General features: G+C 67.0%; 20 protein-coding genes and 1 rRNA gene. 17 read left to right on the forward strand and 4 right to left on the reverse strand.

Going from position 1 to position 17630, the window contains the following annotated elements; translation table 11 throughout:
- Window positions 1-49 precede the first annotated feature (49 nt).
- A complete protein-coding gene (locus OXU50_03515; GenBank protein ID MDD9868948.1) occupies window positions 50-580 on the reverse strand; it encodes an SRPBCC family protein in 531 nt (176 codons plus the stop codon).
- A gap of 137 nt (window positions 581-717) precedes the next feature.
- On the opposite strand from OXU50_03515, the gene OXU50_03520 reads away from it, so the two are divergent.
- The 10 genes from OXU50_03520 (at window position 718) to OXU50_03565 (ending at window position 9402) form a co-directional block, all read left to right on the forward strand.
- Window positions 718-3114 (forward strand): TonB-dependent receptor, encoded by a 2397-nt coding sequence (locus OXU50_03520; protein ID MDD9868949.1) that lies wholly within the window; start codon window positions 718-720, stop codon window positions 3112-3114.
- Between the two features lie 203 nt (window positions 3115-3317).
- Window positions 3318-3433: ribosomal RNA gene (gene rrf, locus OXU50_03525) — 5S ribosomal RNA — on the forward strand.
- Window positions 3434-3453: 20 nt separating this feature from the next.
- The gene (lepB, locus tag OXU50_03530; GenBank protein ID MDD9868950.1) at window positions 3454-4239 is read left to right on the forward strand and encodes a signal peptidase I; all 786 of its coding nucleotides are present in this window, start codon (window positions 3454-3456) and stop codon (window positions 4237-4239) included.
- Complete coding sequence (gene rnc, locus OXU50_03535) at window positions 4240-4959, forward strand: ribonuclease III (GenBank protein MDD9868951.1); 720 nt, start codon at window positions 4240-4242, stop codon at window positions 4957-4959.
- Window positions 4898-5845 (forward strand): GTPase Era, encoded by a 948-nt coding sequence (gene era, locus OXU50_03540; protein ID MDD9868952.1) that lies wholly within the window; start codon window positions 4898-4900, stop codon window positions 5843-5845. Before rnc ends, era begins: the two co-directional genes overlap by 62 nt.
- A 13-nt stretch (window positions 5846-5858) precedes the next feature.
- Window positions 5859-6578 (forward strand): DNA repair protein RecO, encoded by a 720-nt coding sequence (gene recO / locus OXU50_03545; GenBank protein ID MDD9868953.1) that lies wholly within the window; start codon window positions 5859-5861, stop codon window positions 6576-6578.
- Window positions 6579-6590: 12 nt separating this feature from the next.
- A complete protein-coding gene (locus tag OXU50_03550; protein ID MDD9868954.1) occupies window positions 6591-7319 on the forward strand; it encodes a pyridoxine 5'-phosphate synthase in 729 nt (242 codons plus the stop codon).
- A gap of 3 nt (window positions 7320-7322) precedes the next feature.
- Complete coding sequence (acpS, locus tag OXU50_03555) at window positions 7323-7694, forward strand: holo-ACP synthase (GenBank protein MDD9868955.1); 372 nt, start codon at window positions 7323-7325, stop codon at window positions 7692-7694.
- Window positions 7695-7726: 32 nt separating this feature from the next.
- Entirely contained in the window at window positions 7727-8635 is a 909-nt protein-coding gene (gene cysM / locus OXU50_03560; GenBank protein MDD9868956.1) for a cysteine synthase CysM, read from the forward strand.
- The gene (locus tag OXU50_03565) at window positions 8632-9402 is read left to right on the forward strand and encodes a 3'-5' exonuclease (protein MDD9868957.1); all 771 of its coding nucleotides are present in this window, start codon (window positions 8632-8634) and stop codon (window positions 9400-9402) included. The genes cysM and OXU50_03565 overlap by 4 nt, the downstream gene beginning before the upstream one ends.
- Here the strand turns inward: OXU50_03565 and dapE are convergent.
- The 3 genes from dapE to map form a co-directional block, all read right to left on the reverse strand.
- On the reverse strand, window positions 9388-10521 hold the full coding sequence (gene dapE, locus OXU50_03570; GenBank protein ID MDD9868958.1) for a succinyl-diaminopimelate desuccinylase: 1134 nt from the start codon (window positions 10519-10521) through the stop codon (window positions 9388-9390). The genes OXU50_03565 and dapE overlap by 15 nt on opposite strands.
- Window positions 10514-11338 carry a 2,3,4,5-tetrahydropyridine-2,6-dicarboxylate N-succinyltransferase gene (dapD, locus tag OXU50_03575; GenBank protein ID MDD9868959.1) on the reverse strand — a complete coding sequence of 275 codons (825 nt, stop codon included), beginning with the start codon at window positions 11336-11338 and terminating at the stop codon, window positions 10514-10516. Before dapD ends, dapE begins: the two co-directional genes overlap by 8 nt.
- Before the next feature lie 96 nt (window positions 11339-11434).
- On the reverse strand, window positions 11435-12199 hold the full coding sequence (gene map / locus OXU50_03580) for a type I methionyl aminopeptidase (protein MDD9868960.1): 765 nt from the start codon (window positions 12197-12199) through the stop codon (window positions 11435-11437).
- Window positions 12200-12332: 133 nt separating this feature from the next.
- On the opposite strand from map, the gene rpsB reads away from it, so the two are divergent.
- The 7 genes from rpsB to OXU50_03615 all read left to right on the forward strand — a co-directional run.
- Entirely contained in the window at window positions 12333-13091 is a 759-nt protein-coding gene (rpsB, locus tag OXU50_03585; GenBank protein ID MDD9868961.1) for a 30S ribosomal protein S2, read from the forward strand.
- 32 nt (window positions 13092-13123) lie between these two features.
- A complete protein-coding gene (gene tsf, locus OXU50_03590; GenBank protein MDD9868962.1) occupies window positions 13124-13999 on the forward strand; it encodes a translation elongation factor Ts in 876 nt (291 codons plus the stop codon).
- Window positions 14000-14010: 11 nt separating this feature from the next.
- Complete coding sequence (pyrH, locus tag OXU50_03595; GenBank protein ID MDD9868963.1) at window positions 14011-14739, forward strand: UMP kinase; 729 nt, start codon at window positions 14011-14013, stop codon at window positions 14737-14739.
- A complete protein-coding gene (gene frr, locus OXU50_03600; GenBank protein ID MDD9868964.1) occupies window positions 14736-15293 on the forward strand; it encodes a ribosome recycling factor in 558 nt (185 codons plus the stop codon). The genes pyrH and frr overlap by 4 nt, the downstream gene beginning before the upstream one ends.
- Window positions 15278-16015 (forward strand): polyprenyl diphosphate synthase, encoded by a 738-nt coding sequence (uppS, locus tag OXU50_03605; protein MDD9868965.1) that lies wholly within the window; start codon window positions 15278-15280, stop codon window positions 16013-16015. The genes frr and uppS overlap by 16 nt, the downstream gene beginning before the upstream one ends.
- Window positions 16016-16164: 149 nt before the next feature.
- On the forward strand, window positions 16165-16968 hold the full coding sequence (locus tag OXU50_03610) for a phosphatidate cytidylyltransferase (protein MDD9868966.1): 804 nt from the start codon (window positions 16165-16167) through the stop codon (window positions 16966-16968).
- Between the two features lie 159 nt (window positions 16969-17127).
- Window positions 17128-17630, forward strand: a 503-nt coding sequence (locus OXU50_03615) for a 1-deoxy-D-xylulose-5-phosphate reductoisomerase (protein MDD9868967.1), incomplete at its 3' end; no start/stop codon positions are given.

The raw sequence follows: 17630 nt of genomic DNA on the forward strand, positions 1-17630 counted from the left end.
CGCCCCGCACGGGCGGCGCCTTTTTTTGTCGCCGGCGCCGGCGCCCCGCTCAGTTGAAGTGGCGCGCGAGGCTGCCGAGGCCCGCCTCATAGACGCCGGCCATCGTCTCGACGGCTTTTTCGTCCGGCGCGTCCTTGGCGTCGAAAGTGCCCGACCAGGTCACCGTGGCCTTGCCGCCCGGCGCGCCTTTGACGGCAACGACCGACTCGTAGTTTTTCACCGGCAGCGGCCCGCCGGTAATCCGGTAGGTGTAACTCTTGTCGTAGTCGCTGTGTTTGACCAGCACCTCAGTCACTTCGGCGCCGTCGGCCAGCGTCAGCACGCGCACCGCGCCTTCCTTGTTGTGTTGCCCCTTCTTGAGGGTGCTCATGACGACGACGGGGTGCCAGACATCAAGATGGTTGAAGTGGCCGATCATCTTCCAGGCCGTTTCCGGCGATGCATTGACCGTCGTCTGTTTCTCGACGCTGAGTTTTCCGCCGGCCTGCGCGGACGGCGCCGCAAGGCACAAGGCCGCGGCCAGTGCGATGCCGGTTGCGATTCCGGAAAAGGGCGATTTTGTGCAAAGTGTGTTTTTCATGTTTTCTCCCAGTATTGATTTTGGTATAGGAGAGGGTAATATAGCGCATTTCCACGCCGCTCTTTCCCGAATATTGACTTTGACGGGGGTGGCATTCGGCACATTTTTACACCCCGAAAACCTCAAGGAGTCCCGACATGCAAGCATTGCACCACGGCGGGCACGGTTGCAAAACCGCCGCCGCCGCTGCCGCGCTTCTCTGCGTTCTGACAGGCGTTCCCGCGCCGGTGCAGGGCGCGGAGGCCGAGAAAATCATCGTCATCGGCACCACGCCGGTGCGCCAGGACGACCTCGACGCGGGCGACTTTCCGGGGCGCATCCAGAGCGCCGGCAGCAAGGAACTCGGCGCCAGCGTCAGCGCCGACATTTCCGGCTACCTGAACCGCTATTTCGGCGGCGTGCACATCAACTCGGCGCAGGGCAATCCGCTGCAGGTGGATTTGTACTACCGCGGCTTCGCCGCATCGCCGCTGCTCGGCCTGCCGATGGGCATGGCGGTGTACCAGAACGGCGTGCGCCTGAACGAACCGCTCGGCGACACCGTGAACTGGGATCTGGTGCCGATGAACGCCGTCGCCGGCCTCAGCCTGCTGAGCGGCTCCAACCCGCTTTACGGCCTCAACACACTGGGCGGCGCAATCGTGATTGAGATGAAGAACGGCTTTACCCATCCGGGGCACGCGGTCGAGGCCGAGGGCGGCTCGTATGAGCGCTTCATCGGCAACTTCGAGAGCGGCGGCAACAACGGCGAGTTCGCCTGGTATGTCAACGCGCAGCGCTTCTACGAGGGCGGCTGGCGCGACTTGTCGAAGTCGTGGGCCGAGAACCTCTACGCGAGTTTCGACTGGCGCGGCGACGGAGCGACGCTCGGGCTGAACTACCACCGCGGACGCTCCGACCTGAAGGGCAACGGCCTGCTGCCGGCGGGCCTGCTCGACGGCGAGCGCGATGCGATTTTCACGGCGCCCGACATCACCGAGAACGATATGTACCTGTGGGCGCTCCGGGGCGACTATCAAATCGGCGACGATGTGCGCCTGTCGGGCAACCTCTATTACCGCGACAACGCCACCGACTCGTTCAACGGCGACGGCGCCGAAGAGGAACTGATTGATCCCGCCGACCCGATGGACCGGGTGCAGGCGTGCGAGGACATCTCATGCGACGCGGTCAACAACATCAGCGAACGCAGCCAGCGCGCGCACGGCGGCGTGCTGGAACTGGACTTCCCGCTCGACTGGTTCGGCCTTCAGCACGACCTCAACGCCGGCATGGGCTATTACGAGGGCCGCAGCACCTTCGACTCGCGCGTGCAATACGCCACACTCGACCCGAACACGCGCTCAACGCGCGGGCCGCGATCCGTCGCCGGCGCCTTCAGCGACGACGACGATGACATCACCGATGTCAAGACGCGCGTCAAGCGCACCTATCTGTATCTCGGCGACAGCATCTCCGTCGGTGACGCCTGGACGGTCAACCTGGCCGGCTTCTACCACGACAGCGAAATCCGGCTGACCGACCGCACCGGCGACCAGCCCGAACTGAACGGCAGCCACGACTACGACAACTTCAACTGGAGCACCGGCGCCGTCTGGCACTGGCGTTCCGACACCGACTTCTACGGCAGTTACAGCGAATCAAGCCGCCTGCCGACGCCGATAGAACTCGCGTGCAGCGAGGAGATTCTGGCCGCACGGGCCGCTTCCGGCGGCGGCGACGAAGTGGAGTGCCGCCTGCCCAATGCGTTCCTCGCCGACCCGCCGCTTGACGAGGTCATCTCGGAGACCTTCGAGTTCGGCGTGCGCGGCGCCGCCGCCAACGGCTGGCTGTGGTCGCTGGGCGCGTTCCACACCGAGAACAACGACGACATCATCTGGCAGACAACGGGCCGCGCCCACGGCGCATTCCGCAATGTGGACAAGACCCGGCGGGTCGGCCTTGAGGCGTCGCTTGCGGGCGACTACGGGCGGCTCGATTGGAGACTGAACTACACCTGGCTTGAGGCGACATTCGAGGACGACTTCGAGGCGCTGGTCAGCGAGGACTACGCGGCCCTCGGCGCCACGGTGCGCGAGGTGTGCCCGAACCGCGGCACCGGATGCGCCGCCGCCGACATGGTGGAGGTCGCCAGTGTCGGCAAGGGCGACGACATTCCCGGCATTCCGCAGCATCTGTTCAAGGCCGCCGCGGATTACGCGTTCACCGACCGGTTTTCGATGGGAGTGGACATGATCGCGGTTTCCGACAGCCATCTGCGCGGCGACGAGTCCAACCAGTTGGACGAGGTCAGCGGCTACGCCGTGTTCAACGCGCGCGCCAACTACCGCGCCGGCGGTTTCGAGGCGTTTGTGCTGGTTGAGAACCTGTTCGACCGCGACTACGAGAACTTCGGCCTGATCGGCGAGGAGCCGGAACTCGGCAGGGAAGTGGGCGGCGACCCGTCGGTGCTGGAACTCGACGACGAAAGAGCGCTCTACTACGCCCCCGGCGCCCCGTTGTCGGTGTGGGGCGGCGTGCGCTGGCGCTTCTGACGCCGCGCCGCGCCGCGCGGCGGTTGCAATCCACCCCGGCGCCCGTTATAATCGCCGTTTCCGACAAACCAGACTGTGAGATTTGCAGCCATGATGAAAGTACCGCTGGAAAACATGATCTCGCCGATCATCTTTTTCGCCATATTGGGTTTTCTGGATTACCTGATTGCCACCGCGCGCTGAGCTGCGCGACAACCGGTTTGCCTGGCGGCCATAGAGTGCTGGTACCACCCGATCCCATTCCGAACTCGGAAGTGAAACGGCGCATCGCCGATGGTAGTACGGGGCCTCCCCGTGTGAGAGTAGGACACCGCCAGGCATTGTTTTTGCGCGCGCGCGATGGATTTTGACCTTGAATTTTTTCTGGTGCTCGGGACGCTGGTCACCGGGCTGGTCGCGCTCGCCGCGCGCCTGTCCGCCAGGCGCACGCAGGACGAAGACAAGGCGGCGGAAAAGCCGGCCCGCTTCGGCTGGGCCGTGGACGGCGCGCGGTCTTTCTTTCCGATTCTGCTGATTGTCCTTCTGCTGCGAAGTTTCGTCGTCGAGCCGTTCCGGATTCCGTCCGGCTCGATGCTGCCGACGCTGGAAATCGGCGACTTCATACTCGTCAACAAATACACCTACGGCCTGAAACTGCCGGTTTTGCACGACACCATCGTTCCCGTCGGCGCGCCGCGCACCGGTGATGTCGCCGTGTTCCGCTACCCGCGCGACGCCAGCCAGGACTACATCAAGCGCATCGTCGGCGTGCCCGGCGACCACATCATCTACCGCGACAAGCAACTCCAGATTAACGGCGAGGTCATCGGGCAGGCCGAACGGGAGGACCTCGGCGTGTTTTCGGAGATGCTGCCGATTGAGATGCAGCGCAGGAGCGAATCGCTGCCGGGCGCCGGCCACGACATTCTGCTGGCGCCGTCGGTCAGCCAGCCGATGGGGCAGTGGCGCGTGCCGCCCGGCCACTATTTCGTCATGGGCGACAACCGCGACAACAGCAACGACAGCCGCGCCTGGGGATTTGTTCCGGAGGCCAACCTCGTCGGCAGGGCGTTCCTGATCTGGATGCACTGGGACTACGGCGCGGGCCGTTTTGATCTCTCGCGCATCGGCACGGTCATCCGCTAAATGCCGGCGCTCGAAGATCTGCTGAAACCGGGTTTTCTCGACCAGCCGCTGTTCCGGCGGGCCGTCACGCACCGCAGCGCCGGCAGCGGCCACAACGAACGCCTTGAATTTCTCGGCGACGCGGTGCTGCAACTGGTCATCACCGAGACGCTCTACGAACGCTTCCCCGAAGCCGACGAGGGCGCCCTCAGCAAACTGCGCGCGCACCTCGTGCGCCGCGAGACGCTGTCGGCCATCGCGCGCCGGTGGCGCCTTGGCGACAATCTGGTGCTGGGGCCGGGCGAGGTCAAGAGCGGCGGCGGCGCGCGCGAGTCCATTCTTGCCGATGCGTTCGAGGCCGTCGTCGGCGCGCTGTATCTGTGCGAGGGCCTGCGCGCCGCGCGCGGTTTCATCGCCGCCGTCTTCGGCGAGCGGCTGTCGTCGCCGGCGCCCGCCGGGCGCTTGCAGGACGCCAAAAGCCAGCTGCAGGAATACGCGCAATCGCGCGGCGCGCAACTGCCGGTGTATCAGGTCATCGCGCAAGACACGCGCGGCGGCGACCGCTTCTTCCGCGTCGCGTGCACGCTGCCGGGCCTCGGCGTCGAGGCGCGCGGCGAGGGCGCGTCCAAGCGCAAGGCCGAACAAAACGCCGCCGAATCCGCGCTGCGGTGGATTGCCGATGACCGCCATGGCGAGGCCGATCATCGCTGCGGCGATGCCGATGACCGCGACGGCGATTGATTGCGCGCCGACGCGCTGCGGCGCCGTCGCCCTCGTCGGCAAGCCCAACGCCGGCAAGTCCACGCTGTTCAACCGCCTGGTCGGGCGGCGCCTGTCGCCGGTTACGCACAAACCGCAGACGACGCGGCGCAATGTGCGCGGCATCCTGACCGGCGACGACTTTCAGATCATCTTCATTGACACGCCGGGGCTGTACCGCGGCGGCCACGGCGTGATGGACCGCGTGCTGAACAGAAACGCGCGCAACGCGCTGTCGGAAGTGGACCTGGTGGCGCTGGTCACGCCGGCGCTGCGGTGGAGCCGCGGCGACGAGGCGGTGCTCGGGCTGGCGCGCGAATCGGGCCGCGCCGTGGTGCTGGTGCTCAGCAAGGTGGACCTGGTGAAGGAAAAGGGGCGGCTGCTGCCGGTGATGAAGGAATTCTCCGAACAACGCGGCTGCGCCCGGATTGTGCCGGTGTCGGCGCTGACCGGCGAGGGCGTCGCGCGCCTGACGGCGGAACTGGCCGAATCGCTGCCCGAGGCCGGCTTCCTGTTCCCGCGCGACTGCGACAGCGACCGCGGCCCGGGCTTCACCGCCTGCGAGTTGATACGCGGCAAGGTCATGGAAGTGCTGCACCAGGAACTGCCGTACAACACGCATGTCGCGCTCCGCTCGTTTGAGGACGGGCCGTCGCTGCTGCGCATCGCCGCGGTGCTGATGGTCGGCAAGCCCGGCCAGCGCGGCATCGTCATCGGCGCCGGCGGCGCGCGGCTGAAACAGATCGGAACGCTGGCGCGGCTGGAACTGGAGCGCGTCTTTGACAAGCGCGTGTTTCTGAAACTGTCGGTCGAGGTCAGGCCGCACTGGCAGCGCGACCCGGCCATCCTGCGCGAATACCTCGGATAGCGGGGGCAACGATATGCTCGTCTTTGAGGCCGAACCGGCGTTCGTCATCCACAAGCGCCCGTACCGCGACAACAGCAGTCTGGTGCAATTCCTGACGCCGTCGCACGGGCGCATCACCGTCGTCGCGCGGCTGTCGTCGAAACTGATCGGCAAGACGCTGCAACCCTTCATCCCGGCGCGCCTGACTTGCAGCGGGCGCGGCAGTCTGCTGAACCTGCGCCACTTTGAACCCGAGGGCGCCGGCCTGCTGGCCGACACCCGCCGCCGCATGGTCGGCATGTATGTCAACGAACTGGTCGCGCGGCTGACGCCGTCGGCCAGCCCGTCGCGGCGGCTGTTTGAACTCTACCGCGAGTGTCTGCAAGCGCTCGCCGCCGCCGCCGACGCATCGGCGGACGAGACCGAGCGCGCGCTGCGCCATTTTGAGTTGCGCCTGCTCGACCTGACCGGCAACGGCCTGCAACTGGAGCACGAACACGACACGCTGAAGCCCGTCGCCGCCGACGAGGACTACCATTACCGCCCCGGCGACGGCCCGGAACGCGCGCGCGCCGCCGCCGGGCGCGCGGTGTACCGCGGCGAAACGCTGATTGCGCTGCGCGGCGAGCCGCGCCAGTGGCGCCGCGAAATCCTGCCCGAAAGCAAACGCCTGCTGCGCGCGGTGATTGACCACCACCTGCACGGCAACCTCCAGGCGCGGCGGATATTCGATTACCTGAAGCACCTGGCGTGAGCGGCGCAAACGATGAAAGAGTTCACGACGACCCTCGGCGTCAACATTGACCATGTGGCGACGCTGCGCCAGGCGCGGCGCACGCCGTACCCCGATTTTGGCGGCGCCATCGAGGCCGTCGAACGCGCCGGCGCCGACGGTGTGACGATGCACCTGCGCGAAGACCGCCGCCATGTTCAGGACGCCGATGTCCATGCCGCGCGCGAAAAGATCACGACCCACCTGAACCTGGAGATGGCGCCGACGCGCGAGATGCTCGCCATCGCGCTCGATGTCCGGCCCGACTACTGCTGCCTGGTGCCGGAGAAGCGCGAGGAACTGACGACCGAGGGCGGGCTGGATGTGGCCGCGCACGCCGGCAGAATCGGCGAAGTCTGCGCGGCGTTGGCCGAGGCCGGCATTCTTGTGTCGCTGTTCATCGAGCCTGCGCCCGAAGTCATTGACCGCGCCGCCGCGCTCGGCGCGCCCATCGTCGAGTTGCACACCGGCGAATATGCGCTGGCCGGCGGCGACGAGCGGCGGCGGCAGTTGCGCCGCATCGAGCAGGCCGCCGCCCACGCCGCGCGCGCCGGATTGCAGCCCAACGCCGGCCACGGCCTGCACCGCGGCAATGTGCGCGCGGTCGCCGCCATCGCCGCCGTCGCCGAACTGAACATCGGCCACTCGATTGTCGCCGACGCCGTCTTTGTCGGCCTGGAGGAGGCGGTGCGCCGGATGCGCGCCGCGATGCGGGGTGAATGACGGATGATATACGGCGTCGGCATTGACATCGTCGAGGTCGAGCGGGTGCGGCGTGTGCTGCGCCGCCACCCGTCGCGCTTCCCGGCGAAGGTGCTGCATCCGCGCGAGCGCGCGCTCTACGACGGGCAGCGCGACCCGGCGGCTTTCCTCGCGCGCCAGTTCGCGCTGAAAGAGGCCGTCGCCAAGGCATTGGGGCGCGGTTTCTCGTGCGGCCTGCACCCGTCGCGCATTCTCGTCGGGCGCGACGGCGCGGGCCGCCCGTATGCGGTGCTGCCGCCCGGCTTTGACGCACACACGGTCGCCGTCAGCGTCTCGGCGGAACGGCGCTACGCCGTCGCCCACGCCACCGCCTTTGACGCCGCCGGCGCCGGTTGACCCGCCGCGACGCAAGCGCCATTATTACCCCGATGAACGATTCACCCGCCACCGCCGCCCCGACCATCGCCGACTGCATCGGCAACACGCCGCTGGTGCGCTTGCAGCGCATGGCCGCCGGCACCGGCAGCGAGGTGCTGGTTAAACTCGAGGGCGACAACCCGGCGGGTTCGGTCAAGGACCGCCCGGCGTTCAACATGATCGCCGCCGCCGAACGCCGTGGCGACATCCGCCCGGGCGACACGCTGATCGAGGCGACCAGCGGCAACACCGGCATCGCGCTGGCGATGGCCGCCGCCATCAAGGGCTACCGGATGATTCTGATTATGCCGGAGAACATGAGCGAGGAACGGCGCGCCTGCATGAAGGCGTACGGCGCCGAGATTATCCTCGTGCCGGAAGAGGCCAGCATGGAGGGCGCGCGCGACCTCGCCGCCGAAATGGGGCGCGACGGCAAGGGCCTGGTGCTCGACCAGTTCGCCAACCCCGACAACCCGCTGTCGCACTACCGCGGCACCGGGCCCGAGATCTGGCGCGACAGCGGCGGCGGCCTGACGCACTTTGTCAGTTCAATGGGCACCACCGGCACCATCGTCGGCGTCTCGCGCTTCCTGAAGGAGAAGAACCCGGCGGTGGAAATCGTCGGCGTGCAGCCGGAGGAAGGCTCGAAAATTCCCGGCATCCGCGCGTGGCCGCCGGCCTACCTGCCGAAGATATACGACGCATCGTGCGTGCACCGCATGCTGGAGGTGTCGCGCGACGCCGCCGAGGATGTCATGCGCCGGATGGCGGCGGAAGAGGGGATCTTCTGCGGCATCTCGTCGGGCGGCTGCGTGCACGCCGCGCTGCGCGTCGCGCGCGAGGAGCGCGGGCGCGTCGTCGTCGCCATCGTCTGCGACCGCGGCGACCGCTACATCTCGACGGGGGTTTTTCCGGCGTGAAAGTGCTGGTGTACGACATCGAGACGGTGCCGGACACGCAGTCGGGGCGGCGCCTGCTGGGCCTCGGCGACGACCTGCCCGACGCCGACATCGTGCGCGCGCTGGAGCAGATTCAGTTCCAGAAGAACGGCAGAACCTTCCTGCCGCACCACCTGCACCGCATCGTCTCGATTTCGCTGCTGCTGGAGTCCGCGGCGGAGGAAGAGCCGACGCTGTGGTCGCTCGACGGCGACGAGACCGAGATACTGGAGCGCTTTTTCACCGGCATAGATCAGTACGCGCCGCAACTCGTCAGCTGGAACGGCGCGCACTTTGACTTGCCGGTCATCCACTACCGTTCGCTGCTGCACGGCATCGTCGCGCCGCGCTACTGGGAGACCGGCGACGAAGACCGCGAGTTTCGCTACAACAACTACCTCAACCGCTACCACTGGCGCCACCTCGACCTGATGGATGTGCTGTCGCTGTACGACTTCCACGCCGCCGCCTCGCTCGACAACATCTCCAAACTGATCGGCGCGCCCGGCAAGCAGGGCATGGACGGCGGCCAGGTGTGGGAGGCGTTTCAGGCCGGCGAGCGCGAGCGCATCAGCAACTACTGCGAGACCGATGTGCTGAACACCTACCTGGTGTTTCTGCGTTTTGAGTTGATGCGCGGGCGCATCGGCAGGGCCGCCTGCGACGACCGCTGCCGGCGGCTGCGCGAGATGCTGGAAGCCTCCGGCAAACCGCACCTGGAAGAGTTTGCCGCGTCAATGCAGCAGTAGTTTCTCGGCCAGGCGCAGGTAGATGTCGGCCAGCACGCCGAGGTCGGCGGCGGCGACATGCTCGTCCACCTGGTGGATGCTCGCGTTGACCGGGCCGAGTTCTATCGTCTGAATGCCGTGCGGCGCGATGAAGCGCGCGTCCGATGTGCCGCCGCCGGTGGACAGCCGCGGCTCGCGCCCGGTCACCTCGCGCACCGCCTCGCGCGACGCCGCCAGCAATTCGCCGTGCGCGGTGATGAACGGCAGGCCCGACAGCCGCCATTCAATCCGGCAGTCAAGGCCCTCGGCCTCGATCATCGCGGCTACGCGCCGCTTCAATTCGTCCTCGCCGGTCTCGGGCGAGAAGCGGAAGTTGAAGTTGATGCGGATGTCGCCGGGAATGACATTGTCGGCGCCGGCGCCGGCGCGCACCGCCGACACCTGGAAGGTGGTCGGCGGGAAATCGCGGTTGCCCCCGTCCCATTGCTGCGCGCACAGTTTCGCGAGCAGCGGCGCGGCCAGATGTATCGGGTTGCGCGCAAGGTGCGGGTAGGCGACATGCCCCTGTTTGCCGCGTATCGTCAGACTCGCCGACAGCGAGCCGCGGCGCCCGTGCTTGATGGTGTCGCCAAGATGTTCCTCGCTCGACGGCTCGCCGACGACGCACCACGCGATGCGCTCGCCGCGCGCCAGCAGCGTGTCCATGACATGGCGCGTGCCGTCGCGGCCCGCGCCTTCCTCGTCGCTGGTCAGCAGCAGCGCGATGGAGCCGCGGTGGCGCGGGTGCGCCTCGGCGAAGCGCCGGCACGCGCACACCATCGCCGCGAGGCCGCCCTTCATGTCGGCGCTGCCGCGCCCGTAGAGCAGGCCGCCGTCCTCGGTGGCGTCGAACGGCGGGTGTTTCCATCCCGCGCCGTCGCCCGCCGGCACGACATCGGTGTGGCCGGCGAAGACCAGCAGCGGCGCCGCGCCGCCGCGCCGCATCCATGAATTGACGACCTCGCCGCAGTCCATCGCCTCGCGCCCGAAGCCGCAGCCCGCGAGGCGCTCGTGTATCAGCCGCTGGCAGCCGGCGTCGTCCGGTGTCACCGACGGGCGGCGTATCAACTCCTTTGCGAGATGCAGCGTCTCGTCAGTCAAGGTCGCGCAACAGTCGGTTGATTTCTATCTTGCCGCGGGTTTTCTCGTCCACCTGCTTGACGATGACGGCGCAGTAGAGGCTGTGACTGCCGTCCGCCGCCGGCAGACTGCCGGAGACGACGACCGCGCCCGCCGGGATGCGCCCGTAGGTGGTCTCGCCGGTCATGCGGTTGTAGATGCGCGTGCTGCGCCCGATATAGACGCCCATCGAGACGACGGCGCCGCGCTCGACGATGACGCCCTCGACGATTTCCGAGCGCGCGCCGATAAAGCAGTCGTCCTCGATGATGGTCGGCGCCGCCTGCAACGGCTCGAGCACGCCGCCGATGCCGACGCCGCCGGAGAGGTGCACATTCCTGCCGATTTGCGCGCACGAGCCGACGGTCGCCCAGGTGTCCACCATCGTCGCGCTGTCCACATAGGCGCCGACATTGATGTAGCACGGCATCATGACGACGCCCGGCGCCTGGTATGAACCGTAGCGCGCAATCGCCGACGGCACGATGCGCACGCCGTTTCTCTCAAGGTCGCGCTCGCCGCTGTCGGCGTGCTTGAGGCGCACCTTGTCGTAGAAGCGCGTGTAGCCGGCGTCCACCATGCGGTTTTCGCGCAGCCGGAACGACAGCAGCACCGCCTTCTTCAGCCACTGGTTGACATGCCATTCGCCGCCGGTTTTCTCGGCGACGCGCAAACTGCCGTCGTCAAGCCCTGCAAGGCACTGCTCGACCGCCCGCCGCACCTCCGGCGGCGCCGTCGGGGGCGTGAGTTGCGCGCGCTGTTCAAACGCGCGCTCGATGATTTCGGCCAGTTCATCCATCGCTTTGTCCATCGTTCGTTGATTGGTTTTGTTGTCCGCCGCCGCGGACGGGCGCTACTTTACCGCATTTGCCGCCGCCATGCGCCGCCGCCGCGTTCACAACGCCTCGTCCGTGCGCCGCGTCAGCACCTCGTGGCCGGTTTCGGTTACCAGGATGGTGTGCTCCCACTGCGCCGACAGCGAATGGTCGCAGGTGACGACGGTCCAGCCGTCGGGCAGCAGGCGCACATGGCGCTTGCCGGCGTTCAGCATCGGCTCGATGGTGAAGGTCATGCCCGGCGCCAGTTCCTCGCCGGTGCCGGGCCTGCCGTAATGCAGCACCTGCGGCTCCTCGTGAAACTCCAGGCCGATGCCGTGGCCGCAATACTCGCGCACGATGCTGTAATGGCGGTGCTCGGCGAAGCGCTGAATGGCGTAACCGACATCGCCCAGCCGGGCGCCGGGTTTGACCTCTTCAATGCCGCGCTGCATCGCCTCGCGCGCGGCCTCGACCAGGCGCCGCGCCTGCACGCCCGCCTTGCCGGCCACGAACATGCGGCTGGTGTCGCCGTGGTAGCCGTCCTTGATGACGGTGACATCCACATTGATGATGTCGCCGTTCTTCAGCCGCCGCGGGCCGGGAATGCCGTGGCAGACCTGGTGGTTGACCGAGGTGCAGACGGATTTCGGAAAGCCCCTGTAATTCAGCGGCGCCGGCACGCAGCCGAGTTCGCCGACGATGTAGTCGTGGCAGATGCGGTTGATGGCGTCGGTCGTCACGCCGGGCGCGATGTGGGTCTCGATCATTTCGAGCACCTGCGCGGCCAGCCGCCCGGCCACGCGCATTTTGCCGATTGCTTCGGGCGATTTGATGTCAGCCATTGTCCCGGAAACGGAGTGAACCGCCAGTTTATCACACCGCCGCGCCCGCGGGCGGCGGGCGCGGCGGTGCTTGCCTTGCGCGGCGTCTTGCGGTTATAATGCCGCGTTTCGGAGGAACCTTATACATGCAGACATGGAAACGCGGGACATGCCCGAAGTAACCGTGCGCCAGTTGTTCGAGGCGGGCGTTCATTTCGGGCACCGGCCCTGCTTCTGGAACCCCAAACTCGCCCCCTACATCTACGGCGAGCACAACGGCGTTCACATCATTGATCTTGACAAGACCCTGCCGCTTCTGAAAGAGGCGCTTAATTTCGTGTCCTCGCTCGCGGCCAACGGCGGCACCATCCTGTTCGTCGGCACCAAAAAGGCCGCGTCGCGCACCATCCGGGAGAACGCCGAACGCTGCGACATGCCGTATGTGGACCACCACTGGCTCGGCGGCGCGCTGACGAATTTCAAGACGGTGCGCCGTTCCATCATCCGCTACGGCGAGATGAAGGCGCTGGTCGAGAACGGCAAACTCGAGTCGCTGCGCAAGAAAGAGGCGCAGCGTGTGCGCCGCAAACTGCAGAAACTGAGCCGCAGTTTCGAGGGCATCAGAAACCTCGAGCGCATGCCCGACGCGATGTTCATCGTGGATGTCGGCTACGAGGAGATTGCGGTGAAAGAGGCCGCCAAACTGGGGATACCGGTCGTCGCCATTGTGGATACCAACGGCTCGACCGACCATGTGGACTATGTCGTGCCGGCCAACGACGACGCCATCCGCTCGGTGCAGTTGTATGCGACGCTCGTCGCCGACACGATACTCGAGAGCGTGGACGAGGCGAAAAAGAAAACGCAGGACGACAGCCCGTATGTAGAGGTCGCCTCCGACGAGGCGTTTTGAGCGCCGGCGCGGGCGTCCGGGGCGGAAAGACAATGCAGATTACCGCGGCCATGGTCAAGGCGCTGCGCGAGAAGACCGGCGTCGGCATGATGGAGTGCAAGAAATTCCTGGCCGAGGCCGGCGGCGACATGGAGCGCGCCGTTGAACTGCTGCGAAAGTCGGGGCAGGCGAGGGCCGACCGCAAGGGCGGGCGCGCGGCGGCGGAAGGCGTGGTGCTGATGGAGACCGGCGACGACGGCGCCGTCGTCATGCTCGAGGCCAACTGCGAGACCGACTTTGTCGCCAAAGACGCGCAATTCACCGGTTTCTGCAGAAAAGCCGCGCGCGCCGCGCTGGAAAACGCGCCCGCCGACATCGAGGCGCTGGCGCAACTCGACATCGGCGGCGCCACCGTCGAGGCGGCGCGGCTTGAACTGGTCTCGCGCATCGGCGAGAACATCCAGTTGCGGCGCTTCCTGCGCGTGACGCCTGCGGGCGAGCGCTGCGGCGCCTATCTGCACGGCACGCGCATCGGCGTTGTTGTCGAGATGGACGGCGGCGACGACGGCCTGGCGCGCGATGTCGCGATGCACATCGCCGCGAGCCGCCCGCTGTGCCTGTCCGAGGACGACGCCCCGGCGGGCGCGCTGGAGCGCGAACGCGAGATTCTGACGGCGCAGGCCGGGCAGACCGGCAAGCCCGCCGACATCGTCGCCCGCATCGTCGAGGGGCGCCTGCAGAAATACCTGCAGGAGATTGCGCTGCTGAAACAGCCGTTTGTCAAGGACGAAGACCAGTCGGTCGGCCAGTTGCTGAAGCGGCATTCGGCCACGGTGCGCGGCTTTCACCGCTACGAGGTCGGCGAGGGTATCGAGAAGAAGAAGGAGAACTTCGCCGAAGAGGTCATGGCCCAGGCCCGGAGCGGCTGACGCGCGGTGCGGTGTCCAATCTTCGCATTCTTCTGAAGTTGAGCGGCGAGGCGCTGACGAGGGGGCGCTCGCGCGGCATTGACATCGAGGCGGTCGAGCGCCTCGTCGGCGAAATCAGGGCGGTGCGCGCCGCCGGCGTGGAAATCGCCATCGTCATCGGCGGCGGCAACATCGTTCGCGGCGGCGACTTCGCCGCCACCGGCATGGACCGCGTCGCCGCCGACCAGATGGGCATGCTGGCGACCGTCATCAACGCGCTGGCGCTGCAACAGGCGCTGGAACGCCAGGACATTCACACGCGGGTCATGTCCGCGGTCGAGATTAAGCAGGTGTGCGAGAGTTACATCCGCCGCCGCGCGGTGCGCCACCTGGAGAAGGGGCGCGTCGTTGTTTTCGCCGCCGGTACCGGCAACCCGTTCTTCACGACCGACTCGGCGGCGAGTCTGCGCGCGGTCGAGATCGGCGCCGGCCTGCTGCTGAAGGCGACCAAGGTGGACGGCGTCTATGACGCCGACCCCGGCGACAAGCCCGGCGCCGAACGCTACGAGCGCCTGACCTACGACAAGGTGCTGCAAGACCGTCTGGAATTCATGGACGCCACCGCCATTGTCATGTGCCGCGACCACCGGATTCCGATTCGCATTTTCAACATGAACGAGCCGGGCGCCCTCGGCAGAATCGTCGGCGGCGAGCCTGTCGGCACGCTGGTCGCGGGGCGCGGGGCGGAGGACGCGCAATGATCGAGGAAATCAAAAGCCAGGCGGGCGAGCGGATGAAGAAAAGCGTCGAGGTGCTGCGCTCGGAACTCGCCAGGATACGCACCGGGCGCGCGCACTCGAGTCTGCTCGACCACATCACGGTGGAGTACTACGGCAGCGAGGCGCCGCTCAACCAGGTTTCCAACATCACCGTCGAGGACGCGAGGACGCTGGTCATCAATGTCTGGGAGAAGGACATGGTGAAGAAAATCGAGAAGGCGATTCTGGAGTCGGACCTGGGGCTGAACCCGGCGGTCAGGGGCGCCGTCGTGCATGTGCCGATGCCGCCGCTGACCGGCGAGCGGCGCAAGGAACTGGTGAAACTGGTGCGCCAGCAGGGCGAGAACGCGCGCGTCGCGGTGCGCAATGTGCGCCGCGACGCCAATCAGAAGATCAAGGAGAAAATCAAGGCGAAGGAACTCGGCAAGGACGACGAGAAGGCGGCGCACGACCTGGTCGAGAAAATGACCGCCGACTGCGTGCGCTCGATTGACGAAATTCTGGAAGAGAAAGAGAAAGAATTGACGGAGATGTGACCGCGCCCGTGTCGATTGAGAAAAAGCGGCCGCGGCATGTTGCCATCATCATGGACGGAAACGGCCGCTGGGCCGAGACCAGGCGCGAGGAAAGAATCCACGGCCACCGCAAGGGGCTTGACGGCGTGCGCATGGTCATCGAGACCAGCGTTGAGTACGGCATCGCGGCGCTGACGCTGTTCACTTTCAGCAGCGAGAACTGGCGCAGGCCGCGGCGCGAGGTTCGCGGCCTGATGGACCTTTTCGTGCGCGCGCTGCGCGACGAGGTGGACGAACTGGCCGGCAACGGCGTGCGCATCCGCTTTCTCGGCGACACCACGGCCTTCGGCCCGGTGCTGCGCGACGAAATCCGGCGCGCCGAGGAGCGCACCGCCCGCCTCGACCGCCTGCGCCTGAACATCGCCGCCAATTACGGGGGCCGCTGGCACATCGCCGACGCGGTCGAGCACCTGTTGCGCGAGCAGCCCGGCGCCGCGCCCGGCAACGACGAGATACAGGACTACATCAACCGCCGCCTCGCCGAATCCGGCGCCGGCGATGTGGATTTGCTGATACGCACCGGCGGCGAGTCGCGGCTCAGCAACTTCATGCTGTGGCAAAGCGCCTACGCCGAGTTGTATTTCACGCCGGTGCTGTGGCCCGAGTTCGACCGCGCGCAATATGACGGCGCGCTCGACTGGTTCGCGCGGCGGCAGCGGCGTTTTGGCGCGTTGACCGGGTAGTTTTCTGATGTTGTTGCAATGTCTGGGGGTTTGAGTCCATGCGAAGAGGCAGTCGCTGTCCGTGGCGATGATTTCATGGTGTCGTCGCAACGCCTGGGTGTTTACGCCCGTATGAAGAGGCCGTCGTTATCTGCGGCGGTGATTTCCTGATGTCGCCGCAACGCCTGAGAGTTTGCGCCGGGTTGGTGATGGCGGCGGTGGTGGCGCCGGCGGTGTGGTTTCTGCCGCGCGCGGCGCTGCTGGCCGCCGCCGCGCTGGTCGCCGTGCTGGCCGCCGTTGAGTGGGGGCGGCTGATTGGGCGCGGTGTTTCGCGCCGGCTTTATCCGCTGTTGTGTCTGGCGGTTATTGCGTGGCTGTGGTTTGCGCCGCCGCCGGCGCCGGAGCGCGTGTTGCTGTACGCCGCCGCCGGCTGGTGGGCGCTGGCGCTGGTGATGGTCAGCGCGTTCTCCGCCGGGTTTTGCGCGCGGCTCTGGTTTGTCTGGTTTCTGCGCGTTCACATCGTTGTCGCCGCCGTGGCTTTCTGGTACGCGGTCGGCGGTTTGCACTTGCTGCACCGCGGCTGGCTGTTGTACGCGATTGCGCTGACCGCCGCCTGCGACATCGCCGCGTATTACGCCGGGCGCCGTTTCGGTGCGCGCAAATTGTGCCCCGATTTGAGTCCGGGAAAAACCCGCGAGGGCGTGCTCGGCGCGCTCGCCGCGGCGTTTGTGATGGCGGCGGCGGTTTCGGCGGCGCTCGGAATGGAATGGCTGGACGCCGTTTATTTCGTCCTGCTGAGTCTTTTCATCTGCCTGGCCGGCGTCGTCGGCGACCTCGCCGCCAGCATGCCGAAACGCTGCGCCGGCGCCGACGACAGCGGCGGCCTGTTGCCCGGACACGGCGGCGTGCTCGACCGCGCCGACTCACTGCTGGCGGCGGCGCCGCTTTTCCTGCTGGGGTTGTCGTATCTGTGATGGGGCGCCGGGACGACATGTTCTTGCTGCTGCGGAAAGTGTGCAACTGCGTCGAGAGGCCGTGCTTGTGATGGGGCGCCGCGACGATATGCTTTCGCTGCCGCAGAAAGTGTGCGACGACGGCAAGAGGGCATGCCTGTGACAACGCATCACGACGACATGCCCCGGCACCGTATCACGCTGCTGGGCGCGACCGGAAGTATCGGCGCGAACACGCTCGATGTTGTGCGCGGCAACCGCGAAACCCTGCGGGTGTTCGCGTTGACGGCGCACCGCGACGCCGAACGCCTCGCGCAACTGTGCGCCGAGTTTGCGCCCGACTACGCCGTTGTCGCCGACGCCGGCAGTTTGCCGCAACTGCGGGAAAGCCTGCGCGCGCGGAAGGCGCGCACCCGCGCCGTCGCCGGCGAACAGGCGCTGGCCGAGGTCGCGTCCGACGCCGGTTGCGACACCGTGGTCGCCGGCATCGTCGGCGCCGCCGGCCTGCCGGCGACGCTGGCGGCGGCGCGCGCCGGCAAGCGCCTGCTGCTCGCCAACAAGGAGGCGCTGGTCGCCGCCGGCGGGTTCTTCATGCAAATCGCGCGCGACAACGGCGCGCAGTTGCTGCCGATAGACAGCGAGCACAACGCGGTCTTTCAGTGCCTCGCGCAGCCGCACGCCGC

It is taken from the genome of Gammaproteobacteria bacterium, from assembly GCA_028817225.1.
Classification (GTDB): domain Bacteria; phylum Pseudomonadota; class Gammaproteobacteria; order Poriferisulfidales; family Oxydemutatoraceae; genus Oxydemutator.